The organism is Salibacterium aidingense DSM 18341, assembly GCF_000429685.1.
In the GTDB taxonomy this organism is placed as follows: Bacteria; Bacillota; Bacilli; order Bacillales; family Marinococcaceae; genus Salibacterium; species Salibacterium aidingense.
The window spans coordinates 173,237-197,427 of the sequence record NZ_AUCI01000007.1 but is presented as its reverse complement, the minus strand read 5'-3'; the positions used below and the strand labels follow the sequence as shown (position 1 = coordinate 197,427).

Sequence of the window (24,191 nt, the reverse complement as noted above, 5' to 3'; positions counted from 1 at the left end):
GGGGAAGTAGTTATGACACATTTTATTATGGAAAATATTCATCTTGTTCGCCCCGGGACATCAAGGTTGGTACAAAAGAACAGCTATGTCGAAGTCCAGAACGGAGAAATTGTAGAAATTGGAAATCTTCCGGTTCCGAATAAAAAGAAAGAACATGGCAGGTGTTTAGATGGAGGTGGAAAATGGGTGATGCCCGGTTTTTACAATACCCATGCTCATACACCGATGTCTCTGCTGAGAGGAGTGGCGGATGATCTTCCTTTGAAGAAGTGGCTCGAACAGGAAATTTGGCCGCGAGAAGCAAGACTGGATAAGAAAAAAGTGGAAGCTGGAACTTCTCTTGCTCTGGCAGAGATGATCCGTTCAGGTACAGTCGCTTTTTTAGATATGTATCACCTCCATATGGACTCCGTTTTTCAATTAACGATGGAAGCCGGGATGAAAGCTGTACTCAGCAGAGGTATGATCGGATTTGGCTCAACGGAGGAATTATCGGCTAAACTTGATGAAGCGGTGCAGCTGGCACTAACCTGGAATGAATCGGGGAAAGGTCGGGTGAAAGGGATGTTGTTTCCACATGCCCCTTATACGTGTCCCCCGGATTTTTTAAGGGAAATTATAAAGGAAGCAAAGCGTCATCAGCTTTCCCTTGGCACTCATGTAGCGGAAACAGCAGCTGAAGTAGAAGACCACAGGCAGCAGTATGGGGTGACGCCTCTGTTTCATCTGGAACAGCTTGGTTTCTACGAGCAGCCATCTGTATTAACCCACCTTGTCCATGTAACAAAAAAGGAACTGGAAATGCTGCAAAACAAACCGGTTTCTGTTTCTCATAATCCAATGAGCAATGCAAAGCTTGGATCAGGAATCGCCCCGGTCGATGAGATGGCGGCAGCAGGGCTCCATCTCACGCTTGGAACGGACAGTACAGCCTCCAACAATAATCTCGATATGTTCGAGGAAATGCGGTTTGCTTCTCTGCTGCAAAAAGGGAAACGGGAAAATCCTTCCGCTGTTCGGGCAGCAGATATTGTGAACATGGCAACCATTCATGGAGCAAAAACGCTTGGGTTTGCCGAAAACGGACTGCTGACAGAAGGGGCACGCGCCGATTTTATCATGGTGAACCCGGAAGCAATACACCTTCATCCGGAACAGAATATATTGTCTCATCTTGTATATGCCATGAATGGGCAGGATGTCACCGATGTTTTTGTTGAGGGAAAGCAGCTCATGAAAGACAGAGAACTATTGACACTCGATGAAGAACGAATCAGATTTGAAGCCAATGCTTGCTATAACGAGATAATTGCCGGATAATATCTTATACAGAATGAAGTGAGGGAACTTTAAAAAGAAAGGAAGTCTTGCGTTGCAGCGTTGGATTTTAGGAGCGGGTCTTGCCCTTCTCCTTCTTGTCGGTTTATTCGTGATTCTTTATGCGGCTGTTCGTACGCCGCTGGCAGACCAGCTCGAAGCTGCTGAACAAACAGTTATGTCGGAAAAGGATATGGAAGCAGTGCACAACACCTATTATTATTTCGGAAATGAACCTGTTTATACCGTGAATGCAGAACGCAGCGACGGTTCCCGGGAATGGTTCTTTCTACAGGATGAAAGCATTATTGATCACCTTCCTTATGACGAGAGCATAACTCCAGAGGAAGCAGAAAAAATTGTCATGGAGCAATTTGACAGGAACAGCATCCGCAGTGTGAAGCCTGGAATGCAGGATGGTGAACCTTTATATGAAGTGACATTTGAGGTGGATAACACCCTGCAGTATTATTACTTGTCGATGGAGGATGGAAACTTTATTAAAAGGTATAGTCTTCAGAAATCGTAACAAAAAAATACATCGGTGAAGCAGGGGTTTTGATATCACAACTAACTTCTTCTTAAAACAGAAAACCAATCTTGAATTCAGGAAGGGTTTTTAATACACTTACGTTAAATTAGTCAGTCTAGTCAAAATGAAGGAGGATTCCAGAACATGGAGCTATCAAAAAGAGTATCGGCTCTTACCCCGTCGTCCACACTTGCCATAACGGCAAAAGCAAAGGAATTAAGGGAGCAGGGACATGATGTGATCGGTCTCGGAGCCGGAGAACCGGATTTCAATACCCCATCTTACATAATTGAGGCTGCAGCTGCTTCGATGAGAGAAGGATATACGAAGTATACCCCTTCAGGAGGACTTCCTGCATTGAAGCAGGCAATTGTTGATAAATTTCAGGCTGACCAGCAGCTGGACTACTCCCTGGATGAAATTATTGTAGGAACCGGAGCAAAACATATCCTGTTCACTCTTTTTCAGGCTTTCCTTGATGAAGGAGATGAAGTCATTATTCCTGCTCCCTACTGGGTCAGTTATCCGGAGCAGGTGAAACTGGCAGGAGGCTCGCCGGTTTATCTCAAAGGAGCAGAAGAGAATCATTTTAAAATTACGCCTGAGCAGCTGGAACGAGCGGTAACCGCGAGAACGAAAGCGGTCATTATCAACTCCCCAAGTAACCCTACGGGAAGTATGTACAGCTGGGACGAACTCAGAGAGATTGGTGAAACAGCACGGAAGCACAACCTTTTAATAGTGTCGGATGAAATTTATGAAAAACTTATTTATGATGGAGCCCATCACTATTCCATCGCGCAAATATCTCCGGAATTAAAAGCCCAGACTATTGTAATTAACGGAGTATCCAAGTCCCATTCGATGACGGGCTGGCGGATCGGCTATGCTGCCGGAGATCAAACATTAGTAAAGGCGATGACGAATCTGGCCAGTCATTCCACCTCCAACCCCACATCCAGTTCTCAATTTGGAGCCATTGCTGCTTATACCGAAGAAGACGGCTCGGTGGAAAAGATGCGCCAGGCCTTTGAACATAGGCTAAATCAGGTATATGATAAATTAATTCAAATTCCCGGGGTTACTTGTGTCAAGCCGAAAGGAGCTTTTTATCTGTTTCCGAATGTAAAAGAAGCAGCGGATAAAGCTGGATATTCCTCTGTTGATGAGTGGGTGGAAGCGTTTCTGGAAGAAGAAAAAGTAGCAGTCGTCCCTGGAAGCGGATTTGGTTCGCCGGATAATATCCGTCTGTCTTACGCTACATCACTGGAGCAGCTGGAACGCGCGCTCGAACGGATGGAAGCTTTCATTGGGAAACAGGCCTCCTTTTAAGGAGAAATAGGCCATGATTCGTTTATTTTAATAAACAAAGGAGGCTTTTTCTTGGAGACAACCATTCAATTTATTGGCAGCTATGTTGAACAAGAGGTGACTCTGGGCTGTTGGATTACAAATAAGAGGTCCAGCGGCAAGATTGCTTTTTTGCAGCTGCGTGACGGAACCGGCTTTATTCAGGGCGTGCTTGTAAAAAGCGACGCAGGGGAAGAAATGTTCAACAGGGCGGTCAATCTTCCCCAGGAAAGCTCTTTATATGTAAAGGGGACGGTAAAAGAAGATAAGAGAGCCCCCTCCGGCTTTGAGCTGCAAATCACAGATCTTACCGTCATTCATGAAGCGGGGGATTACCCCATCACTCCAAAAGAACACGGTACCGAGTTTTTAATGGACCACCGCCACCTATGGATTCGCTCCAATAAACAGCATGCGGTGTTACGGATAAGAAATGAAATTATCCAGGCTACCTATGCGTTTTTTGAGAAGGAAGGCTTTGTTAAAATAGACCCTCCGATTCTGACCGGCAGTTCCGCAGAAGGCACCACCGATTTATTTCATACAAAATATTTTGATGAGGACGCTTATCTCTCCCAATCGGGACAATTATACATGGAAGCGGCGGCCATGGCTTTTAATAAAGTGTTTTCTTTCGGGCCTACATTTCGAGCTGAGAAATCTAAAACGAGGCGCCACTTAATCGAGTTTTGGATGATTGAACCAGAAATGGCGTTCACCGATCATGAAGAAAATCTGACGGTGCAGGAAAACTATTTAACGTGGGTGGTTCAGTCCGTGCTTCAAAAATGCAAGCTCGAATTGGCAGCATTAAACCGGGATGTCCCTATTCTTGAAAATATAAAAACACCATTTCCGCGGATAACATATAATCAAGCAATTACGTTTTTGCAGCAGGAAGGCTATGAAATAGAGTGGGGAGAAGATTTTGGGGCTCCTCATGAGACAGCCATCGCAAAGCAGTACGATAAACCAGTGTTTATTACCCATTTTCCCGTGGCGATTAAAGCGTTTTATATGAAACCTGATCCTGAAAATCCAAATCTTGCACTGTGCGCAGATTTAATAGCCCCTGAAGGGTATGGTGAAATTATCGGAGGGAGTCAGAGAATTGATGATCTGGAATTGCTGCAGCAGCGCTATGAGGAACATCAACTATCCAAAGAGGCATACAGCTGGTATCTTGAATTACGGAAATACGGATCGGTTCCCCATTCCGGATTTGGTCTTGGTTTAGAACGAACAGTGGCCTGGATAGCGGGGATAGAACATGTGAGAGAAACGATTCCGTTTCCGCGTCTGCTTAACCGTCTGTATCCTTAATATCGTCGAAGCCTGCCCCCTTTTTGGGGGATTTTCTATTACGAAGCGCTTCCCTTGACGGGATTCAGCTGTCTTTCGAAAGGAGGGAACAGAATGGATCAAGAGCAGGCCCTGCATTTGATGCAATATGGACATACTTCTGTTTCCAACCTGTTATTTGATTACTATGCTAAAATAGGGTTGAAAGATCAAGAAATGATGATGCTTCTGCATATTTATCGTTTTATTGAAGATCACCATCCCTTTCCAACACCTGTTCAACTGGCGGAGCGTATGTCGGTGACCGAAAGCGAATGTTCTGCATTGCTCCGCTCCTTGATCAGCAATGATTTTTTGGAAATGCAGAAGAAACAGGACGAGAACCAGGTGATGTATGAGACCTACTCTCTGGCCCCGCTGTTCCGCAGGATAGTACAGGAACACTACCGTCCGGAGCAGGATGAAATAACAGAAACAAACACAGAAGGAGAACTATATGAATTATTTGAACAAGAGTTTTCCCGTCCTTTGTCTCCAATGGAGTGTGAAACGATCAACGTTTGGCTCGATCAGGACAAATACAGTCCGGAGTTGATCAAAACAGCATTACATGAAGCGGTGTTATCAGGAAAACTAAACCTCAGATATATTGACAGGATTTTGTTTGAATGGCACAAAAATGGGGTTAGGACAAAAAAGGAAGCAAGAACGTATAGTGAGAAGTTCCGTAAGTCCCCTACTTCAGCAAAACCTTCCTCCAAACAAAAACTGCCGCATTATCCGAATATAAACTGGCTTGATGAGTCTTAATGACGGGGGATTGATAGTATGTTAACAAAATCGCAGGTAGAGGAAGTACTTCAGACTATAAAAGAAATGTTCCCGGAGGCGGAATGTGAGCTTTATCATTCCAATCCTTTTGAATTATTGATTGCGGTGGTGCTGTCCGCGCAGTGTACAGATGCTCTGGTAAATAAGGTAACTCCCGGTTTGTTTGAAAAGTACAAATCCCCGGAAGATTATGCAGCGGTGCCGCAGGAAGAATTGGAACAGGATATTCGCTCGATAGGGTTGTATCGTAACAAAGCGAAAAATATCAAAAAACTCTCCGCGTCGTTGATGGAACAGTTTGACGGAGAAGTCCCGCGTACCCGAGAAGAACTAATGAGTCTTGCCGGCGTAGGACGAAAAACTGCAAACGTGGTGGTATCTGTCGCTTTTAAAACTCCTGCTATTGCAGTCGATACACATGTTGAAAGAGTGACAAAGCGCCTGGGGATCTGCAGATGGAAGGACAATGTCCGGGAAGTAGAGGATACCCTGATGAAAAAAATTCCCGAAGAAGAGTGGGCGGATTCTCATCATCGTTTTATTTTTTTCGGGCGTTACCACTGCAAAGCACGAGATCCGCAGTGCCCGGTCTGCCCATTATTGGATTTATGCAGGGAAGGGAAAAAACGAATGCGGCATCAGGAGGTTAAACATGGATGAGCTTGACATCCCCGGTCATTTGGCGGTCTCTCCTTTTTATAACACAGCCTTAATTAGAGATGAAAATCCGCGGAAAAGCAAATACCCATTTATAGATGAAATACTATGGCATAACGGAGTGGCTGAACTTCCCCCATGGGAGGCGCCCCTGCAGTATATACCGGTCCTTTTCAAGGAATGGGACGAAGATTTTTCTTACGTCGAGACTTGTTTTTCCAAGAAAGATAGGAAAACAGCGTATCCTTATATGATATACCATATAGCCAGTGTTATAAGTATTATTTCATGGATGAATCACACGAGGGTTCCTGATGTTTCCGCGCCGTCAATAGGAAAAGAACTGGAAGAGTTAAAACGGAGCCCGTCCAACATAGGAGACAGAATCGTATTTGTGACAGCAAAACCAGATCATCATCACAGTTTTAAGCAGCTTCAAAGTCTCATGATCGAAAACCGAAAACAATTTGCTATTGTAAAATTGGAAGAGAAAAAAAGAAAATCCGGCAGCTTCAATGATTCACGGAGGGAAATATGATGGTGCAAACGACAGTCAAAACGGAAAGCTCCTTACACGGATTACCTTTTTATGAGGAAGATGAAAGGCGGCTGCAGGCGATTGAAACGAAGCGAAACCACCCTGCCTTTGAAGTGGCGTTCTGCGGTCATTTCTCAGCTGGAAAATCCACGCTTTTAAATCGTCTGCTGGGAAATGAATTACTGCCAACCAGCCCAATACCAACCAGTGCCAATGTTATCTCCATACAAGACGGACCAGTCGGCCTGGAGGTAACAAATGAGCAAGCAGAAACATGGAAATGGGAAGAAGAAATTCCATGGGATCAAGTGAAAAATTGGGGCATGAACGGAGAAGAAATAAAACAAATATCCATCCATGCCCCCCTGCCCTTTTTGTCGAAATATACAAGAATTCTTGATACGCCCGGTGTAGATTCAACCGATCCCAGTCATCAGCAAATCACAGTGGATCAGCTTCATACGACGGATTGTATTGTATATGTGTCCGATTATAACCATGTTCAGTCTGAAACAAACCTTCGATTCCTAAAGCAGATGGCTAATGAAGAAAAACCGATTATCCTGGTTGTTAATCAAATTGATAAGCATGACGAGAGGGAGTTAAGTCTTCGAGCCTTTGAAAATGGCCTGTGGACGACATTGGCAACAGCTGGTATACAACCGCTGCGGCTGTTTTTTACATCAATGAAAAACGAACAGCACTCCTATAATCAGTTTTTGGAACTTGCTTCTTATTTAAAACCAATTTTATATCATGGATCCACCCTGTACAGCAGCAGCCTGCCCATGTTGGAACGGGGTGCAGTGAAACAATTAAAAGAAAAATTATTGGAAGAAAAACAGGAAACCTATGAGAAATGGAGAGAGGAAGCAGCAGCGAAAGGGTTATCCCCGGACGATGCCGAAAATCACGAAAAAATAGTACAAGCTTTGCATGATATAGAAGGAGAAAAAAAGAATACAAGAAAAGCATTATACGAGCAAAGGAATAAGTTACTAAAAGATGTCACTTTATTTCCTTATACGACAACAGAAAAGGCAAGACACTGGCTGGAAAGCTGTCACAAGAATTTCAAGACAGGCTGGTTGTTTACCAGACAAAAAACTGCTGAAGAACGTAAAAAGAGAAAGGACGCACTGCTGGAAGAATTGAATGAAAAAATAAAAACACAGCTGTTGTTTCATATAAAAAATATCCTTTCCGACATGGACTGGTCGTATTTAAAAGAGCCTGAAACGTATGAACAAAACGTCCAGCAATTATCCTATACGGTACAGGAGGAACTTCTTGATCGTTACGCACCGACGTCTGAATTTGACCGTCATTTTGTATATACTTTCACAGATAATGTTAGCTCAGATATTGTAAAGCAGATTAAAACAAAAACAGATTGGTTATTTGCGTACTATGTAGAAGCAGTAGAAAAACAATTTCAGGAAAAAGAAGACCAGCTCCAAGAAAAACTGGAACAGAGTGCAGATATGAAAGAAGAGTGGCAGCGGTGGATCACTGCGGCAGAACCGCTCGACCAGAAAATAGAGGCATGCCGGAAGTTTTTAGAAGAACGAGACGGGTCGTCCTTTTTTCAGGAACAACTACAGGAGACAGCCTTCAAAGAGTACCCGGCAGAAGCTGCTCCGCCGATTGCTGTAACCGAACAGGAGAACAGTATGATAGCGGCAGAAGAAATTTATGAGGAACCCGTCCAGGTTGAAAAAGCAGATGACACGTTTTTAGAACCACTGCGCGAATACTTAAATACGTACCGTGAGAGGGATTTGTTCCAGGCTGAGAAAGAAAAGCTGGCCTCTCTTTTAAAGCAGTACGATCAGAACAGAACTATTGTATCTCTATTTGGTGCCTTCAGTGCCGGAAAATCAAGTTTTATCAATGCCATGCTTGGTGATTCCATTCTGCCGGTTGCTCCTTATCCGACCACTTCTGCGGTAAACCGGATTGAAAAAAGCAATGACAGCTTCAGGCACGGCACCGTCCTCCTGGAAATAAAAAACGAAGCGTTTTTGGAAGGTGAAATTCGGGCGGCATCCAGAGAATTGGGGACAGAACTTGATAGGAAACAGCTTCAAAACTGGAAAAAACCTGCTCAAGCGAGCTTAAATGAGTATCAGCGCACCTATTCCGATTATTTATTCACGTTGCAGCAAAGCTTGAAAAAAAGAATGGCAGAACCAGGGCAGCAGTTGGAATGCGGACTTCATGAGCTCCATGAATGGGTGGCAGAGGAAGAAAAAGCCTGTCTGGTTAAAGAAGTTACCATTTATTATGATTGCCGATGGACCTTAGATGGTCTCGTTCTGGTGGATACACCGGGGGTTAATTCTATTCATGGGCGCCATACAAATGTTGCATTTGAGCAGCTCCGAAAATCAGATGCGGTATTGTACGTAACTTATTACAACCATGCATTTTCAAAAGCCGATCATGTTTTTCTCCAGCAGATGGCGCGGGTTAATCAACACTTCCACTCTAATAAATTGTATTTTATTATTAATGCCGCTGACCTGGCGGCTGCGAATGATGAGCTGCAAGGAGTGAAAAATCATGTGAGGGAGCAGCTCATTCAAAATGGCGTGGACCATCCAAGATTGTTTACTCTTTCCAGCAAGCAACGCTTGGAAGCGAAAAAGAACAACACGCTGGCACAAGATTCTTTTTCCGAGTTTGAAAGCTTCTTTGCTTCCTCCACGTCAGCTGAATTGAAAGCCGCGCACCTTGAAAAAATAAAAGAATATTGGAGTCATATTTACAAACTGTTGAAGTCGCTCGTTTCTGCGTTAGACGCAGGGGAACATGAATTAGAAAAACGGCTTCAAAAAAGACTGAATGCGGCGGAAGCCTTTCGAAATCAGCTGCCGGCATTTACTATGAATTCTTTTGTTTCAGGACTTCAGGAAGAACTGCAGCAGCAGTGTACGTATCTGCAGGAAAGAACCAAATTTATTATTCATGATTATTTCTCTCAGGCGGTAAATCCGGCTGTTCTAACTGGTTCAACGAAAGGAAAACAAAAATCGCAATTACTTGGAGCTTTACAGGAATTGGAAGGTTTAGCAAAAACTTATTTACATCAAGAACAACAAACAATAATGATCCGGCTGGAAGAGAAAATGAAAAACCATATTTATCAATATGTGCAGCAATTTCTTGAAGAAAATAAACCGAAAGAGCTCACGATGGAAGGCTGGGACGGCGGATGCCATTTTCATCGTTTTGTTGATATGAATAATAGTTTCTCTCTGAATAAAGAAGATTTTTTATCTTTTTATCAATCAAGCAAAGATTTCTTTGAAAATAAGAAAAGCAGGCAGTTGAAGGAGGCTTTTGCGGAAGCCGTCCAATTGGAAACAACAGCAGCGGCATCCTCCTTTGAAGAGCAAGTAAAAGAAAAAATCCAGATATTTTTAAACGAAACAACCTCCTCGATCATAAAGGAGTTCCATGAGAAAATAGATAGTGAAAAAGAACGTGGCCGCTGGCTGTTTGATACTTCAAGAAAAAAAGAGGTAGAGGAAGAGTTCTTGTTTATTGAACATTCCTTGTGACAAGACCAATAAAAATTAAAAAATCCCGAACGACTTTAAATCGTTCGGGATTTTTTAGGTAGCCCTGTTTATTGCCGTGTCAACATACTTCGATTGCGTAGAGGATCGGCTGAAAAATTAAGATAACGGTTGTTATTCATTACCGCCGGAGTCATCATTGTTTGACTCCTCCTCATCGGTGGAACTGGATTGTGCCTCGTCGTCAGTATCATCGTCGGTACTGTCGTCGGAATCATTATTTCCATTTCCATTGCCATTGTCATTGTTGTTATTACCGTTTTGATTCCCATTATTATCATTGTTATTATCAGGGTCCGTATTGTTATCATTGTCGGACGGACCTTCATTATCATCGTCCTCATCCGGAGGCAGATTGTCCCCCGGCTCATCTAAACCAGGGCCGTCTTCATTTTCTTCTTCTTCACTTTCTTCGTCTTCCTCCTCCAGATCATCTTCGTCTGGAACATTCACTTGAACTTCTGCAGAATCACTGGATTGATCAGGTCCTTCTTCATTTATGACCGTTACCCGAAAGCTGTGAGTCGTCCCTTTTTCAGGGGCCGACAGAACATATTCCATGTTCGACTGGGTTGTTAATGACTCATAGGAACCTTCTTCGGACCGATGTTCAATTTCAAAGGTACGCCCTTGCATTTCGTTTTCGTCATAATTCCAGCTGAGCTGAATTTCGTCGTCTTCTTCGTTATATACAGCATTTAATTCATTAATCTGTTCAGGGGTGGCAAATTCATCAGAAACATCTTCCGGTCCGGTGCCTTGAACGAACAGCTCTGTAATAATTTCACTTTGAGGCGTATATTGACTTGCCCGCTGTCCGGTACTTCGTTCAATATCAATAGATTCCACCGAATCAGGCTGCGTGAAATCCGGCGTATCCACCCCTTCTGAGACATTGCCCATCACAAGCCTGAAGATTTCTTTTGCAATATTACTTTCCCCGTTGATTAAATAATTTTCGCCCCGATTTCCGCTGAAACCGGTCCAGATAGCGGCCGTGTACCGGGGGGTATAGCCGGCAAACCAGACATCAGGATCTCCTCCGGCCGGGATACCGTACTGTTGATGTTCGGATTCGGTGAAATTGGTAGTCCCTGTTTTTCCGGCAAGCGGCAGGCTTGGAATATTTGCTCCGGTGCCTGTCCCCTCATCCACTACATCTTTTAACATGTCAGTGATCATGTAGGCGGTATAATCATTCATGGCCTGCCTGGAGTCATGCTCGAGCGTCATTTCTCTTCCATCACGGAATTCAATGCTGCGGACGGCGTACGGCTCCGAATAGGTTCCTTCATTTCCAAACGCCGCGTAAGCACCTGCCATTTCCAAACTGGAAAAGCCGGGATTCACACCGCCGAGAGCCGCAGCGGGATTCACATTCTCCAAGGGCAGTCCAAGACCGCGTGCAAATTCTCCAGCCTGTTCCAGACCGGTTTGCTGCAGTGCTTTGACAGCAGGAACGTTAATGGAGTCAATCAAGGCTTCCCTCATGCTGACAGAGCCCCGGTAGGTGCCCGAATAGTTCTGTATTTGATTATCTCCATTTTCTGTGTAGGTATGCGGTTCATCCACGAGTTGATGGTAAGTTGACCACTGATTGTACTCAATGGCAGGGCCGTAATCAAGCAGCGGTTTAATGGTGGAACCGGGCTGGGCGCTGCCGTTGCTTGCATAATTAAATCCTTTCGCAACGTCACGGCTCTGTCTGTTCCCTACCATGGCTTTAATCGCACCGGTCTCTGTATCCAGCAGGGTGAAACCGACCTGAAAGTCTTCATTGTCTGGGTAATTGCTGATATGCTGGTTGGTCTGAATGACTTCTTCCGCATATTCCTGTGCCTCTGTGTCAAGCGTTGTATATATTTTTAATCCTGCGGAATACAATTCGTTGGAAGAAATTCCGTCTACATCCTCCAGCTCCTTTTGGACATGGGTCATGAACGAATCGTACACCACCCCTTCCTGTGTCGGATTATAATCGATTTGTTCATTTATATTCACAGCTTTAGCCTGATCTGCTTCTTCCTTTGAAATAAAATCATGTTCTGCCATCAAGTTAATAATCATGTTTCTTCTTTCTTTAGCGGTTTCTGGATTCTGGATCGGTTCATAATGATTTGGTCTTCTCGGGATGGCAGCGAGGAGGGCTGCATCTTCAATCGTTAATTCATCTACCGATTTATTAAAATAGATACTGGCTGCCTCTCCGATGCCGTAAGCTCCCTGTTCAAAATAGATCAAGTTTAAATACATTTCCAGGATCTGCTCTTTGGAGTACTGCTGTTCCAGCCGGACAGCCAGATACTGTTCCTGGACTTTTCTTGTAATTGTTTTATCGGGTGATAAAAAGGCGTTTTTGACGACCTGCTGGGTAATGGTACTGGCCCCTTCCGCTCCAAAGCCTTCCGTGAAATTGGCGGCGAGAGCTCCGAACATACGCTGAATATCTACGCCAAAGTGATCATAAAACCGGACGTCTTCCACTGCAACGAAGGCAGATTTTGCATGCTCGGGAAGATCGGCTATATCAATCAGGTCGCGATTTTCTCCGGCCTGCAGCTGCGTGACTTCTTCCCCGTTTTGATCATATATTTCAGCAGCCTGGGAAAAGACCAGCTCTTCGGGATCGAGGGCAGGGGCGTTACTAATCATGAATGCCGCTGCGATGCCTCCTCCCAGGACTAATAGAAAACCAGTAATTAAAGTAATAAGAACAATATATTTAAAGATCGAGCGTTTTGATTTCTTATTGGAATTGGAAGAGGTTGTTTTATTTTTCTTTTTGGAAGTTTCCTGTGCTTTACGTCGTTCCTGTCTGGAGCGGTAATTTTCACTCATGACTCATTTCTTCCTTTCTGTAACAATAAATCCAATGTTTCTTTGAAGTCTGACTTATTAGTCGGCGGGAGTGCAAAAAGGTTACATCAGCTAAAGTACACATTATCAGCGGTTTCCAGGTAATCAAGGCGCGGGGCATATTTTACGCGTATGATATGCCCTTTCTCCTCAATGTGCTGTTTTGGAATCGATTTTCGCTGCTGCTGCTGAGTGTACCACCATATAAAATGAGAAGCATCATATAAATACGTTTCCTCCAATAAAGAAAAACGAATGATCAGAAAAGCGATCCCCTTGTGGTGAAGGATTTGTTTCATATGTTCTACCTGATGGGCATGGATATTTCCAAAAGGAAAAGAGGTTTTACTTCTTGTCTCTTTTGCTTCGAAGTCAATGTATTTCCCACGATAAATCCCATTGTAGTCTGTTGTCGAGGGTTGTTTAAAATAAGCTTCTGTTATTTTGGCAGCACTTCGTTTGGGATAATCAACGTTTACGATCTGGACAGGAGTGGGCTTTTTATGGATAACAGCCAGTCCTTCTGCTTTATAATATTGATTTGTTTCATTCAGGTCGTGTTCCAATGACATCCCGCGGTTGCCAAACAAGGAGGGAGAACTTTTTCCTTTTTGAGAAGCAGCAGAACCTGTATATTTCTTCCCTCCCGGGTAACGAAAGGCCATATAACATCTTCCTTTTCTCATATATACAAAAATATAAATTTCGGGCGTTTTTAAGTTCCAGCTCCAGGCGACATCGGCTCGAAGGCCTGCAGGAGGCAGGTCAGATCGTCGTTGCCACAGAAGGCGGCGGCTTCAACGCCCGTCCCAGGACGTGCACGGTTTTAGTAGAAGAACCTTTATTTAGGCGGGCGCCTTGCGCTTGTCTTATATTTCATTCCTACATCTTAGCATATCTTATCGCAGGAAAGAACCGTCTGAAAGTAGGAATAGGGTTGAAAGTAGACAATAGAGGGGATACTCATGTTACGATAAGGAGGATAGAGAAAGTGAGGGATTTGATGAATGAAAAGCCGGTTAATCTCGGATTTGGCAATATGATGCCTCCTGAGAGGATTGTATCTATTGTCAGCTCTGATTCCGCTCCTACCAAACGACTGATTCAGGAAGCCAGAGAAAGAAAAATGCTGATTGATGTAACAAATGGAAGAAAAACGAGAAGTATCATACTGGCAGACAGTGATCATGTACTGCTTTCTGCTATTCAGCCGGAAACAGTGGCGCAGCGGTTGAATGAAAATGACAGCAATAATTAAAAAACAGCTTCGGCCTGAGCCGGAGCTTTTTTTGTTGAATCCTTCAATAATTGGACTACCTTGCTCGAATACACACTAGTTCTGTCAACGGGGCAGGGATCCTCCTTCCCTGCTGAGAATTCAACAGGTACAACGAATAAGGAGGAGGATCTGAGATGACAGAACAATGGTTAAAAACAAAGGACATCGCTAATCAGCTGAATGTTTCTCCTGCCACGGTGTTAAAATGGGTGAAAAAACATCATATTCCGTATACGGAGAACGGGTACGGGCATTATTGCTTTAAAGAAGAAACGGTAGCAGACTTTTTTGAAATAAAACGGGAAAATCAAAAATTGTACGCGCGTGAACGGGAGTCTGGGGAAACGGTATCTTCCGCCGCGGTAATGGACAGGCTGGCTGAAACGGAAAATAAACTGCATATGCTGGAAAGAATGATTGTGAATAAAGCGGATGATATCGTTACATTTCAATTGGTGGAACACCGGAAAAAAGTGGAGGCCTTAAGCAAACAGCTGGATAAGATGGAGCAGAAAGTGCAGAGGATGGAGGAACAGTATCAATATCAACAGACTCCCCCCAAAGCTCCAAACAAACAGACAAAAAAAGCAAGGAACCTGCTTGCCAGCCTGTTTCTATTTGATTGAACGCCATCACCCCTGATATGATGGAAGTTAAGAGGGGGATCTTTTATGCTTCAAGAGCAGAAAAAAGAACTTTATGACAAAACAAATGCTTTAAAACAATTGAATAATCAGGCATTGCAGAATTATACCACCATAGCCCGGGAACCTGAATATTCTCCGGATTTCTATGAGGAAGTAAAACCCTTTGCTGATCAGGTGAAAGCCTGGGCGGATGAATGGAAGCCATTGGCAGAAAAATGGGTTATAGAGGAGAAACCTCCTTATTTTTATCTAAAACAGATTGAAGATACGCATGATAATCTATTAATTTCATCTGTAACCTCCTTTCAATCGGATACTAAGCAGAAACGATTCCGGGAAATGATTCAATCCATTGATTATATCCTATCGGGCATGGAAAATGAGCTGAACCTGCAGAAATAATAGAGGGGAAGGAAAAAAGATGAAATATATTGCAGCACCGGCCTGGCTGGATAAAAGAAAGAAAGAGGACAATGTCCGTATCGTGGACTGTCGGTTTCAATTAGATAACCCAGATGCCGGAAGAACCGGGTACCAGGAAAGCCATATACCCGGTGCCGTTTATTTTGATTTGGAAAAGGACCTCTCCGGAACTGTAAATACTCATGGTGGGAGGCACCCGCTTCCCAATATGGAAGAATTTGCGGAGAAATTGTCCAAAGCAGGGATAGATCAGAATACAGAGATCATTGCCTATGATGATCAGAGCGGCGCTATGGCGGCGAGATTTTGGTGGATGCTCCGGTATATGGGGCATGATAAAACGTTTGTCCTCGATCGTTCTTTTTCGGAATGGGAGAAGGAAGGCAGACCGGTGGAATCAAGGAAACCGGAATTCAGCTTTAAACGATTTATACCACAGCTTCAGCCCAATATGCTGGCCCCGTTGGAAGAGGTGAAACTTGCGCTTCATGATAAAGACACCTCTCTAATGGATGGAAGAGATGCCAAACGTTACGACGGAGAACAGGACAAGGTCGACCATACTGCCGGCCGTATTCCAGGAGCTGAACATTATTACTGGAAAGAAGTGCTTGACAAGAAGGGCAGATGGAAAACTACCAAAGCGCTTGAGGAGCATTTCCGGGAACTTTCAAAACAGGAGAAAATCATTTCCTACTGCGGTTCTGGTGTCACGGCCTGTGTGAACATTCTCGCTTTAAAAGAGGCTGGTTTTGATCAGGCGAGACTTTATGCGGGGAGTTGGAGTGACTGGATCTCCTATGATGATCTTCCGATAAGCAGAGGGCAGGGGGATTAACTTCTGTCTTCTTTTTTTATTTGGTGCCATCTGCTTTTTGGGAGACGCCAGCCGTAATGAACGGAGAGCATGCGGCAGACTACAATCATCCCGAGAACGAGAAGATAGCCGGGCATGGATTGAATCCATCCCGTTCCAACACTTATACCTGCCAGCATCGTCCATGCAATATAAATTTCGTTGCGAAGAAAGATTGGTTTTCTTCCCGCTAATACATCTCTTATCATTCCTCCCCCAGTCCCCGTCAGAGCTGCAGCCGCAATGGCGGCACTTAAAGGAAGGTCCATTTCTGCGGCGAAAATCGCCCCCTGCACGGCAAACGAACCGAGGCCTGCCGCATCAAAAAGAAGGCCCCATTTCATCCACGTTTCAAACAAAAAAGAAGGCAGTAAAAACGCAAACGTCATAATAATAAACGCGATGAAAAAAAGAGAACCCTGCTCCCATAATGCGGTGACCGGCACCCCGATCAATAAATTACGGATTGCCCCGCCGCCAAACGCCGTTACAAAGCCTAATATATAGATCCCCATTAAATCGTAATCTTCTTCCATGGCAACAAACACCCCGCTTAGGGCGAAAGCGATCGTCCCAACCATATTTAAAATATCCCAGGTCACAGCAAATTGTCTCCTTTTCTAGTGATGATTATGGTTCACCTTCTCCTAAAAAACCCGCCCCCTTAGCAGGGCGGGAATGGGTTAAAATCGTCCTGATTTAAATATAGCGTAAAGAAGCCATAAAAACATAAAAAAGGAAATGATAAAACTAATCTCAATAACCGGCAGTCTCACAAGCGGGGAAGAAGAATCCCCGAAGGTCGAGCCGATAATAAGGCCAACCATAATAATACTGAAGGCAAGAAGAATAATACTAAACGAAACTCTATTACTTATCCGGTCCAGTTTATTGAGAAAAATATTTATTTTTGGGATTTTCATTTCCACGCCGACATGGCTGTTATTTAATTTTGACAAAGCATCCCTGAACTCTTTTGGAATATCAAGCAAATAGTTACGCTGACGCATTCCTTCCTTCAGCCAATCCTTTGCAATCTTACGGGGATCCATTTGTTCTTTTGCCAGTCTTCTTCCGTATGGTTCGGCAATTTCTACAATGCTGAGGTCGGGATCGAGGTGTTCAATAATTCCTTCAAATGTAATAAAAGCCTTGGCAAGCATCGTATATTCCTTATAAATTTGTATTTCATAACGATGGGAAGTAGCAAATATATCATTGATCGCTTCGCCGAAACGAATTTCATGAAACGGGATTTCATAATATTTGGCCAGTAAGTAATATACATCTTCGGCAAATTGATCATGATCGATTGTTTCCGGAATATCAGCCATTCCATAAATAGCATCCGCCACCTGGTCTGGTTTTTTCCGGGTCATGGCAATAACATAATTGATAAACTGTCTGCGCATGGCTTTATTGAGACGTCCGACCTGGCCGAAATCGATAAAGCCTGCTCTATCTGAATCCGTAAATATGATATTGCCGGGATGGGGATCACTGTGAAAAAAGCCGTCTATCAGCACTTGATGAAGAAATGCATCGGTAAGAGAGCGTGCCAGCTCTTTTTTATGAAAATCTTTATTCGAACTGCCTAGTTCAGCCAATTTGGTACCTTCCAGAAAGGTAATTGTAAGCACTCTTCGGCTGGAATATTTTTCAAAAACAGCCGGGATCTCTAGGGCAGGAAAAGAGGCCATGTTGGTTCGCATTTTTTCCGTATTGCGTGCTTCCACGTAGTAATCCACTTCATCACGAATCGCATCGACATATTCTTCAATGACATCCTGGAGCCGGTAATACCGCGCCCAATGGAAACGCTGACTAAACAATCTGGCCAGATCTCTTAAAATATCTATGTCTTTTTCGATCGTTTCTTTAATATGCGGCCTGGAAACTTTTACAGCCACACGGTGACCATCATGAAGAACGGCCTGATGCACCTGGCCGATGGAGGCCGCGGCAATAGGTTCTTCCGAAAAAGTATAATAGATGTCATCGAGGGGGCGGCCGAGATCGTTTTCAATGATCTGGCGCGCCTGCTCAAACGGAAAAGGAGGAACTTCGTCCTGCAGCTTTTCCATTTCTTCTATGATGGAAGGAGGGAAAATATCTTCCCGTGTACTAATTAATTGTCCCAATTTGATAAATGTCGGCCCTAGGTCCTCTAAAACAAGCCGGATTCTTTCCCCGATGGAGTGCATATTAAAGTCATTTGGATCAGAAGCCAGCCGTTTAGGAAGAGACAATATATGAAATAGTCCGACTTCCTGCAGTATATAACCAAATCCATGACGGGCCAGAACAGCTGCTATTTTCCTGTAACGATTGGCATGTTTTAGACCGCGTGTTAATTCCATCTTAAAATTCCTTTCAGGAATAATAACCTATAATAGTTAAAAAGGACAGATTACTCTGTTTCGCTATCTGTTCCCGGTTGTTCTAAACGCTCCAGTTTTTTTTCAATGATCTCCAGTTTTTCCTGCAGTTGTTCGATATCATTTTCGGTAGCCAACCCTAAATCCCTGAAAGAATCTTGAACTTTTTCTTTGGCCTGGCCGCTCCATTCAGATTCAGCAGCCTGACCGCGCTGAATAAGTTCTTCTTTCCATTGTTCTGCTTCTCTTGGAGTTATTTTTCCTTTGGAGACGAGGTCATCTACATACGTTTGTACTTTTTCTTTTCCGTAAGCGGCTGCTCCGAGTCCAAGAAAAAATCCTTTTTTTAACCTATCGTTCATCATGATACCCCTTTCCACTTTATTTCAGGATAAGTGCTTCCTCCAATGGAAGATACGGTTTTGAAAAAAGGCTTCCCTGTAAATAGAAAAGTCTATTCAGGCAAGCCGGATTTTTAAAAGTATAATTTGCATCTTCAGCCATTATCCCTGATCATAAGGTATATAAACAACAGAATAGCGATTATGGATATAACAGTCAGTCCAGTGACAAAAGCTGGTTCTGCATCGTTCCATGCGTTCACAGATGAAGCATAGGCACTTGACGGCAGAATGAATACAGCGAGAGCGGCAAGAAGCACTGCCAGTCTTTTCATAAATTTCCCTCCTTTGGTCTTTTTCTGTTATGTAGTACGGCAATGGCATACTCCCTGAGGCGGGGATATTCTAATCATACACTGGAGAACTTCTAAAAAACAATAGGCAGGCCACATATATTATATCCCTGTGACGGTAAATTATCAATGAGGATGAATGATCTACGGAGGAAGAAATTCAGCAGATGAAGAAGGGAACAAATCAGTTTTCACGGCAGGAAAACATGTTATAATAGTACCGGCTTTTGGGATACGGCACTCGGAAAAACCGGATACATGTTCATGGAAGGAATAGAAAGGAAAATGATTATGACGAGGATTCACATTGAAGACATTATCATTGCTAATCAAACTTTAAAAGATGTTGTAACGCATACCCCGCTTCAAAAGAACCAGGTGTTATCGGAGCGCTTTGGGGCTAATGTTTACTTAAAACGGGAAGACCTGCAGGTGGTGCGCTCTTTTAAGATAAGGGGAGCCTATCATTTAATGCACAGTTTATCAAAGGAGACCCTGAAAAATGGTGTCGTTTGTGCAAGTGCCGGCAATCATGCGCAGGGAGTCGCGTATTCCTGCCATTCCTTAAAAGTAAAGGGCAAGATTTTTATGCCGACAACCACGCCAAGACAGAAGATTGGACAGGTTAAATTATTTGGAAAAGAGTATATTGAAGTAGTCATAACCGGAGACACCTTTGATGATTCCTATCGTGAGGCGATGGCGTATTGTGAAGAAAATAATATGGCCTTCATCCATCCCTTTAATAACGAGAAAATAATTGCGGGACAGGGAACCGTTGGAATGGAAATAATGAACGATATCGAGGAACAAATTGATTATCTGTTCTGCTCGATAGGCGGGGGCGGATTAATTTCAGGTATCGGCACGTATGTTAAATCTATTTCACCGGAAACAAAATTGGTCGGCACAGAGCCGGGAGGAGCTCCCGGGATGAAGGAATCGCTTGGTAAAAATGAAGTAACAGAACTGAAAAAGATGGATAAGTTTGTAGATGGCGCAGCTGTTAAAAGAGTGGGAGATATTACATTTGATGTCTGTCAGCAAATCCTTGATGATATATCTCTGGTCCCGGAAGGCAAAATCTGCACCACTATTCTGGAATTATATAATGAAAATGCGATTGTGGCGGAGCCTGCGGGAGCAATGCCGATTTCTGCTCTGGATTTCTACAGGGATGAAATTAAAGGAAAAACGGTAGTTTGTGTGGTCAGTGGAGGAAACAATGATATTGGCCGGATGGAGGAAATGCGTGAAAAATCCTTGCGTTATGAAGGCCTTCAGCATTATTTTTTGATTGATTTTCCTCAGCGGGCGGGGGCGTTACGGGAGTTTCTGCATGAGGTGCTCGGACCAGAAGATGATATTACCCGTTTTGAATACACAAAGAAAAATAATAAAGCAAACGGCCCTGCTCTCGTTGGCATCGAATTGACGGACCCGGCAGATTATCATACATTGATTGAAAGGCTGGAGAAAAAGAAATTTCATTATAATGAAATAAATAAAGAAGAAAGTTTATTTCATTTTCTTATTTAACCTTCCTCCAAAAGGAAGGTTTTTTTCTCTTCGTGTTTAATATAAAAACAGAGGAGGGTAAGAAGAGCAAAGGAGGGGATGCCATGATTGTAAACGAGGCGGATGCCGTGGTTGAGCTGATTCCCCAGCATGAGCACGCCAGAATATCGGCAGAAATTTTAAAGAATTGGAAGGAGCCGGGGGTAAGAGCAAATCCGCTTTGGAATGCATTGTGGACAGCCGTGAGAGAGCATGATAGAGCGTGGATTCCGCTGGATGCGAGTCCGTGGTTAAATGAAAGACAAATCCCGTATTCCTTTACACATTATCCTGAACCGGAAAAGATCACTGCCTATCAACATGGAATTGAAGCGGCAGCAAGCCTCCATATTTACAGCGGACTGCTTGTCAGCAGACATTACGCGGCCTTTTTTGCTTCCAGCACCACGGAAGAGGGACAGAATTTCTTCCGACTGGAAAAGGAACGGCAGCAAAAATTAAGAGAAGAACTGGGGTATCCGGCCCAGGAAGAGGATCATTTGAAACTTCTCCAATTTTGTGATGATGTGTCTTTGTATGCATGTATGAATACACCCGGTGTTTCAAAAGACGAGGAAATAGAATGGTTTCAAAATGGGTTCCGCCATTCCTTTGCGTTCCTCAATAATGAAACCATACAGGCCCGATTTAAAACAAAGGAATCCATTCAATTGCACCCGTTTCCTCTTCAGACCGAACTTAAATGTGCTGTTCATGGGGTGAAAGTGGAAAAGAAAGATATAACGAAAACAACGGCGCACAAGATTTTGCAGAACGGGGAACCTTCTGTCCGACCTATTCGGTTTGTTCCTTGATAGAATAAAAATTCCATTCAAAAAATGTAAAAGAAAGGGGTATAGTGTACGATGACATTACGGGGGAAAAAAGTAATCGCTTTGGTAGAAGAAGATTTTGAGGATCTGGAACTGTGGGTTCCGGTCATGAGGCTGCGGGAAGAAGGAGCTACTGTTGTTCTTACCGGGAAGGAGCAGGGGAAAACCTATTACGGTAAACATGGTGTCCCAGTTGAAGCGGAAGCCGCTTTTGAAGAGATAAATGCAGAAGAATTTGACGGCATTCTCGTTCCTGGGGGCTGGGCCCCGGATAAACTGCGGCGGTATGACGACGTCATCCATATGGTAAAGCATATGGAGGAGAATAAAAAGATTATCGGCCAGATTTGTCATGCCGGCTGGGTTCTGGTTTCAGCTGACATTCTTCAGGGTAAACAAGTGACCAGCACCCCTGGAATAAAAGACGATTTAAAAAATGCGGGAGCCGTCTGGCATGATGAAGAAGTGATCGTGGACGGCCATGTGATTTCGAGCCGCCGTCCCCCTGATATTCCTGCCTACTGCAGGGAACTGGTTCAGGCTTTTGCAGACAGCTGAGACAGCTCCTGCCGGGAAGGAGGAACCGGTATGGCGGAAGTGCAGAGAAAACTGCAGGAATTCACACAAACAGCTACAGAATTAAAAGCGATATGGAACCGTCTTCCTGAAGTGGAGAAAAAACAGTATTTAAAACAATATCCATTTCATAAAGATCTGCCGGACGTGGTGGAAGATATTACAGTCTGGAACGATGAAGTTCGAAAGCTGTAAGAGAGCCTGGTTCTTAAGGAACCAGGTTTTTTGTGATATATTGGGGAAGACAGGTTCTTTTTATTAATGGGATCAATCGGAGGTGCTGATGTGCATAGATTTTGGCCTGGAATGGAGGATGGCAGATGAAGGAGATTACAGCAGAGGACGTTGAAGGCCTAAAACATCGAGAAGAACCAGAAGCCGTTTTTTTCTATACCCCGCTTTGCGGAACGTGTAAATGGGCAGGGCGGATGATGGAGCATTTGGAAAAAATATATGGAGACTCTTCTTTTTTTCAGGCTGACATAAATCAAATGCCTGCCATTGCCAGAGAAGAGAGAATAAAAAGCGTACCATGCCTGAAAGTTTACCAGCAGGGCGCAAACATTCTTACCATCTATGCCTTTGAATCTGTACCGTCTTTGCTGAAGAGGCTTCATGGTTTATTTACGTTTTCGATGGAATAGAAGAAAGGAGGAGCAGTATGGATGCCCCTGATTTTGAACTTTATGAGATGAGTGGAGAAGAAAAAGTCAGACTCCAGGATTTCAGAGGAAAACCACTGATGTTGACTTTTTGGGCGTCCTGGTGTCCGGATTCTCAGAAGGACCTGGCGCAGAAACAGACGTTTTATGAACATCTTGATTCAGACCAGCTCACGTTTTTAACGATAAATGTAACAGGCCGGGAAGGGCGGACGGAAGACCCCTTTTATTTTATGGAGAAGAACCAGTATACGTTTCCGGTTCTTTTGGATGAAAAAACAAAAACATATGACCGGTATCAATGTATGGGGGTCCCCACTACGTTTATACTGGATGAAGAGCTCAACATCGTAAACCGTTTTAATGATAAAGCGGCGTTTATAGAAATCATAAATGGTATGAAAGAAGTTCTTGAAACGTGACCCGGCTGTGTAACACGGGTCACGTTTTTTAAGGTTTTTTTCCGGTTTTTATAACTTGTTTCATCTGCTGGCTGTTCGGGTAATCATTTGCGTCATATTGGTCCATGACTCTATCTAAATCATAGTCCACACGATGAATCCCGGCATGAAAAGCCCCGTTTTCGATGTGAAGAAGAACATAAGACGGGCGGGGATCCCCGTCAAACGGGAGACCGACACTTCCAGTATTTATAAATGTTTTTCCGCCGGCCGATTTTATATAAGGTGTATGGATGTGGCCGTAGACAACAATATCAGCCGTTTTTTCAATCCCCAGTTTCTGCTGCAGTTCTTCCTCTGTTGCATCGGAAGAAACGACTTCAAACAAACTTTCCGGTGTGGCGTGAATGGCGTGCATAGTCACTGATTCTTCAAATGTATCCAGAAAGGAAGCTGGAAGCTGCTCCAGGTAATGAATATCATCGGTAGACAATCGCTCGACGGTCCATTCCTGTTCCTGATTCATGAGGGCAAGAGCGGAATCCGGTACCTCTCCCTGCTTGATTCCGCGGACGACCCACTCATCCGCATTTCCTTTTAATACTTTCGCAGGGGTCGAGCGGACTGTTTCTAACGCATTTTTCGGTTCCGGCCCCCGGTAGCAGAGGTCTCCCAGTATATATATTTGATCAATACTGGTGTTTTTCAGCTCGTTTAATACTGCTTTTAATGCTCTGGCATTGCCGTGTATGTCTGATAGCAGAGCTATATCCATAGGTATAAACCTCCTTCTGTGAAACAGAACTGTTTTTCTTTGTCTTCGATTCCATTATACAATAGAATGAAATTGGCCATAACCCATTTCTTTCTTCCTTTAGTGCCAATTGGATGAAGGATCTTGACTTGTGTTACAATCAT

At 43.7% G+C, this 24,191-nt stretch carries 25 protein-coding genes; 18 read left to right on the top strand and 7 right to left on the bottom strand.

The features are described from left to right. Positions 1–12 precede the first annotated feature (12 nt). The 8 genes from G475_RS0108555 to G475_RS0108520 all read left to right on the top strand — a co-directional run bounded on the left by G475_RS0108555 (position 13) and on the right by G475_RS0108520 (position 10,093). The gene (locus tag G475_RS0108555; protein WP_035710585.1) at positions 13–1,320 is read left to right on the top strand and encodes an amidohydrolase; all 1,308 of its coding nucleotides are present in this window, start codon (positions 13–15) and stop codon (positions 1,318–1,320) included. Positions 1,321–1,372: 52 nt separating this feature from the next. Continuing rightward, positions 1,373–1,846, top strand: coding sequence for a PepSY domain-containing protein (locus tag G475_RS26310; RefSeq protein WP_026700922.1), 474 nt, complete (start codon positions 1,373–1,375; stop codon positions 1,844–1,846). A 147-nt stretch (positions 1,847–1,993) separates the two neighbouring features. After that, entirely contained in the window at positions 1,994–3,181 is a 1,188-nt protein-coding gene (locus G475_RS0108545) for a pyridoxal phosphate-dependent aminotransferase (protein WP_026700921.1), read from the top strand. A 51-nt stretch (positions 3,182–3,232) separates the two neighbouring features. Continuing rightward, entirely contained in the window at positions 3,233–4,522 is a 1,290-nt protein-coding gene (gene asnS, locus G475_RS0108540) for an asparagine--tRNA ligase (RefSeq protein ID WP_026700920.1), read from the top strand. Between the two features lie 93 nt (positions 4,523–4,615). Further along, positions 4,616–5,311 (top strand): DnaD domain-containing protein, encoded by a 696-nt coding sequence (locus G475_RS0108535; protein WP_026700919.1) that lies wholly within the window; start codon positions 4,616–4,618, stop codon positions 5,309–5,311. 18 nt (positions 5,312–5,329) lie between these two features. Continuing rightward, positions 5,330–5,992 carry an endonuclease III gene (gene nth / locus G475_RS0108530; RefSeq protein ID WP_026700918.1) on the top strand — a complete coding sequence of 221 codons (663 nt, stop codon included), beginning with the start codon at positions 5,330–5,332 and terminating at the stop codon, positions 5,990–5,992. Next, positions 5,985–6,527: a YpoC family protein gene (locus G475_RS26305; RefSeq protein WP_026700917.1), complete on the top strand. Its 543-nt coding sequence runs from the start codon at positions 5,985–5,987 to the stop codon at positions 6,525–6,527. Before nth ends, G475_RS26305 begins: the two co-directional genes overlap by 8 nt. Next, a complete protein-coding gene (locus tag G475_RS0108520) occupies positions 6,524–10,093 on the top strand; it encodes a dynamin family protein (protein WP_084414055.1) in 3,570 nt (1,189 codons plus the stop codon). The genes G475_RS26305 and G475_RS0108520 overlap by 4 nt, the downstream gene beginning before the upstream one ends. Before the next feature lie 132 nt (positions 10,094–10,225). Here G475_RS0108520 and G475_RS0108515 read toward each other — a convergent pair whose 3' ends face one another. After that, complete coding sequence (locus tag G475_RS0108515) at positions 10,226–12,949, bottom strand: transglycosylase domain-containing protein (RefSeq protein WP_026700915.1); 2,724 nt, start codon at positions 12,947–12,949, stop codon at positions 10,226–10,228. 86 nt (positions 12,950–13,035) lie between these two features. Further along, positions 13,036–13,632: a Holliday junction resolvase RecU gene (recU, locus tag G475_RS0108510; protein ID WP_026700914.1), complete on the bottom strand. Its 597-nt coding sequence runs from the start codon at positions 13,630–13,632 to the stop codon at positions 13,036–13,038. 338 nt (positions 13,633–13,970) lie between these two features. Here recU and G475_RS0108505 point away from each other — a divergent pair, with 338 nt between their 5' ends. From G475_RS0108505 to G475_RS0108490, 4 genes are all read left to right on the top strand, one after another. Next, complete coding sequence (locus G475_RS0108505) at positions 13,971–14,225, top strand: DUF370 domain-containing protein (protein ID WP_026700913.1); 255 nt, start codon at positions 13,971–13,973, stop codon at positions 14,223–14,225. Positions 14,226–14,380: 155 nt separating this feature from the next. Beyond that, entirely contained in the window at positions 14,381–14,872 is a 492-nt protein-coding gene (locus G475_RS0108500; RefSeq protein WP_026700912.1) for an excisionase family DNA-binding protein, read from the top strand. A gap of 45 nt (positions 14,873–14,917) precedes the next feature. Further along, a complete protein-coding gene (locus G475_RS0108495; protein ID WP_026700911.1) occupies positions 14,918–15,295 on the top strand; it encodes a YppE family protein in 378 nt (125 codons plus the stop codon). A gap of 19 nt (positions 15,296–15,314) precedes the next feature. Continuing rightward, a complete protein-coding gene (locus G475_RS0108490) occupies positions 15,315–16,154 on the top strand; it encodes a sulfurtransferase (protein WP_026700910.1) in 840 nt (279 codons plus the stop codon). On the opposite strand, the gene G475_RS0108485 is transcribed toward G475_RS0108490, so the two are convergent. The 4 genes from G475_RS0108485 to G475_RS0108470 all read right to left on the bottom strand — a co-directional run bounded on the left by G475_RS0108485 (position 16,151) and on the right by G475_RS0108470 (position 19,226). After that, complete coding sequence (locus G475_RS0108485; RefSeq protein ID WP_026700909.1) at positions 16,151–16,774, bottom strand: trimeric intracellular cation channel family protein; 624 nt, start codon at positions 16,772–16,774, stop codon at positions 16,151–16,153. The two genes, G475_RS0108490 and G475_RS0108485, sit on opposite strands and share 4 nt — an antisense overlap. 81 nt (positions 16,775–16,855) lie before the next feature. Continuing rightward, positions 16,856–18,532: an ABC1 kinase family protein gene (locus tag G475_RS0108480; RefSeq protein ID WP_026700908.1), complete on the bottom strand. Its 1,677-nt coding sequence runs from the start codon at positions 18,530–18,532 to the stop codon at positions 16,856–16,858. A gap of 50 nt (positions 18,533–18,582) precedes the next feature. Next, complete coding sequence (locus tag G475_RS24590; protein WP_051302341.1) at positions 18,583–18,912, bottom strand: phasin family protein; 330 nt, start codon at positions 18,910–18,912, stop codon at positions 18,583–18,585. 134 nt (positions 18,913–19,046) lie between these two features. After that, positions 19,047–19,226, bottom strand: a complete 180-nt coding sequence (locus G475_RS0108470; protein ID WP_026700907.1) for a hypothetical protein — start codon at positions 19,224–19,226, stop codon at positions 19,047–19,049. Positions 19,227–19,535: 309 nt separating this feature from the next. Here G475_RS0108470 and ilvA point away from each other — a divergent pair, with 309 nt between their 5' ends. The 6 genes from ilvA to G475_RS0108435 all read left to right on the top strand — a co-directional run bounded on the left by ilvA (position 19,536) and on the right by G475_RS0108435 (position 23,294). Next, positions 19,536–20,783 carry a threonine ammonia-lyase IlvA gene (ilvA, locus tag G475_RS0108460; RefSeq protein ID WP_026700906.1) on the top strand — a complete coding sequence of 416 codons (1,248 nt, stop codon included), beginning with the start codon at positions 19,536–19,538 and terminating at the stop codon, positions 20,781–20,783. An 83-nt stretch (positions 20,784–20,866) separates the two neighbouring features. Continuing rightward, positions 20,867–21,616, top strand: a complete 750-nt coding sequence (locus G475_RS24585; protein ID WP_051302340.1) for a DUF3891 family protein — start codon at positions 20,867–20,869, stop codon at positions 21,614–21,616. 51 nt (positions 21,617–21,667) lie between these two features. Beyond that, complete coding sequence (locus tag G475_RS0108450; protein WP_026700905.1) at positions 21,668–22,192, top strand: type 1 glutamine amidotransferase domain-containing protein; 525 nt, start codon at positions 21,668–21,670, stop codon at positions 22,190–22,192. A gap of 30 nt (positions 22,193–22,222) precedes the next feature. Further along, positions 22,223–22,405, top strand: coding sequence for a hypothetical protein (locus G475_RS0108445; RefSeq protein WP_026700904.1), 183 nt, complete (start codon positions 22,223–22,225; stop codon positions 22,403–22,405). Positions 22,406–22,530: 125 nt separating this feature from the next. Beyond that, positions 22,531–22,854, top strand: coding sequence for a thioredoxin family protein (locus G475_RS0108440; protein ID WP_026700903.1), 324 nt, complete (start codon positions 22,531–22,533; stop codon positions 22,852–22,854). A 17-nt stretch (positions 22,855–22,871) separates the two neighbouring features. After that, positions 22,872–23,294, top strand: coding sequence for a TlpA disulfide reductase family protein (locus G475_RS0108435; protein ID WP_026700902.1), 423 nt, complete (start codon positions 22,872–22,874; stop codon positions 23,292–23,294). Positions 23,295–23,322: 28 nt separating this feature from the next. Here G475_RS0108435 and G475_RS0108430 read toward each other — a convergent pair whose 3' ends face one another. Continuing rightward, positions 23,323–24,048: a metallophosphoesterase family protein gene (locus G475_RS0108430; RefSeq protein WP_026700901.1), complete on the bottom strand. Its 726-nt coding sequence runs from the start codon at positions 24,046–24,048 to the stop codon at positions 23,323–23,325. Between the last annotated feature and the right edge of the window lie 143 nt (positions 24,049–24,191).

Coding starts and splice junctions, on each gene's coding strand:
- G475_RS24585 (WP_051302340.1), top strand. CDS start 20,867: ATGATTGTAAACGAGGCGGATGCCGTGGTTGAGCTGATTCCCCAGCAT.
- G475_RS0108515 (WP_026700915.1), bottom strand. CDS start 12,949: ATGAGTGAAAATTACCGCTCCAGACAGGAACGACGTAAAGCACAGGAA.
- ilvA (WP_026700906.1), top strand. CDS start 19,536: ATGACGAGGATTCACATTGAAGACATTATCATTGCTAATCAAACTTTA.
- G475_RS0108450 (WP_026700905.1), top strand. CDS start 21,668: ATGACATTACGGGGGAAAAAAGTAATCGCTTTGGTAGAAGAAGATTTT.
- G475_RS0108470 (WP_026700907.1), bottom strand. CDS start 19,226: ATGAAAAGACTGGCAGTGCTTCTTGCCGCTCTCGCTGTATTCATTCTG.
- recU (WP_026700914.1), bottom strand. CDS start 13,632: ATGGCCTTTCGTTACCCGGGAGGGAAGAAATATACAGGTTCTGCTGCT.
- G475_RS0108490 (WP_026700910.1), top strand. CDS start 15,315: ATGAAATATATTGCAGCACCGGCCTGGCTGGATAAAAGAAAGAAAGAG.
- G475_RS0108500 (WP_026700912.1), top strand. CDS start 14,381: ATGACAGAACAATGGTTAAAAACAAAGGACATCGCTAATCAGCTGAAT.
- G475_RS26305 (WP_026700917.1), top strand. CDS start 5,985: ATGGATGAGCTTGACATCCCCGGTCATTTGGCGGTCTCTCCTTTTTAT.
- G475_RS24590 (WP_051302341.1), bottom strand. CDS start 18,912: ATGAACGATAGGTTAAAAAAAGGATTTTTTCTTGGACTCGGAGCAGCC.
- G475_RS0108505 (WP_026700913.1), top strand. CDS start 13,971: ATGAATGAAAAGCCGGTTAATCTCGGATTTGGCAATATGATGCCTCCT.
- G475_RS0108555 (WP_035710585.1), top strand. CDS start 13: ATGACACATTTTATTATGGAAAATATTCATCTTGTTCGCCCCGGGACA.
- G475_RS0108480 (WP_026700908.1), bottom strand. CDS start 18,532: ATGGAATTAACACGCGGTCTAAAACATGCCAATCGTTACAGGAAAATA.
- nth (WP_026700918.1), top strand. CDS start 5,330: ATGTTAACAAAATCGCAGGTAGAGGAAGTACTTCAGACTATAAAAGAA.
- G475_RS0108545 (WP_026700921.1), top strand. CDS start 1,994: ATGGAGCTATCAAAAAGAGTATCGGCTCTTACCCCGTCGTCCACACTT.
- G475_RS0108495 (WP_026700911.1), top strand. CDS start 14,918: ATGCTTCAAGAGCAGAAAAAAGAACTTTATGACAAAACAAATGCTTTA.
- G475_RS0108535 (WP_026700919.1), top strand. CDS start 4,616: ATGGATCAAGAGCAGGCCCTGCATTTGATGCAATATGGACATACTTCT.
- G475_RS0108520 (WP_084414055.1), top strand. CDS start 6,524: ATGATGGTGCAAACGACAGTCAAAACGGAAAGCTCCTTACACGGATTA.
- G475_RS0108445 (WP_026700904.1), top strand. CDS start 22,223: ATGGCGGAAGTGCAGAGAAAACTGCAGGAATTCACACAAACAGCTACA.
- G475_RS0108430 (WP_026700901.1), bottom strand. CDS start 24,048: ATGGATATAGCTCTGCTATCAGACATACACGGCAATGCCAGAGCATTA.
- G475_RS0108435 (WP_026700902.1), top strand. CDS start 22,872: ATGGATGCCCCTGATTTTGAACTTTATGAGATGAGTGGAGAAGAAAAA.
- G475_RS0108440 (WP_026700903.1), top strand. CDS start 22,531: ATGAAGGAGATTACAGCAGAGGACGTTGAAGGCCTAAAACATCGAGAA.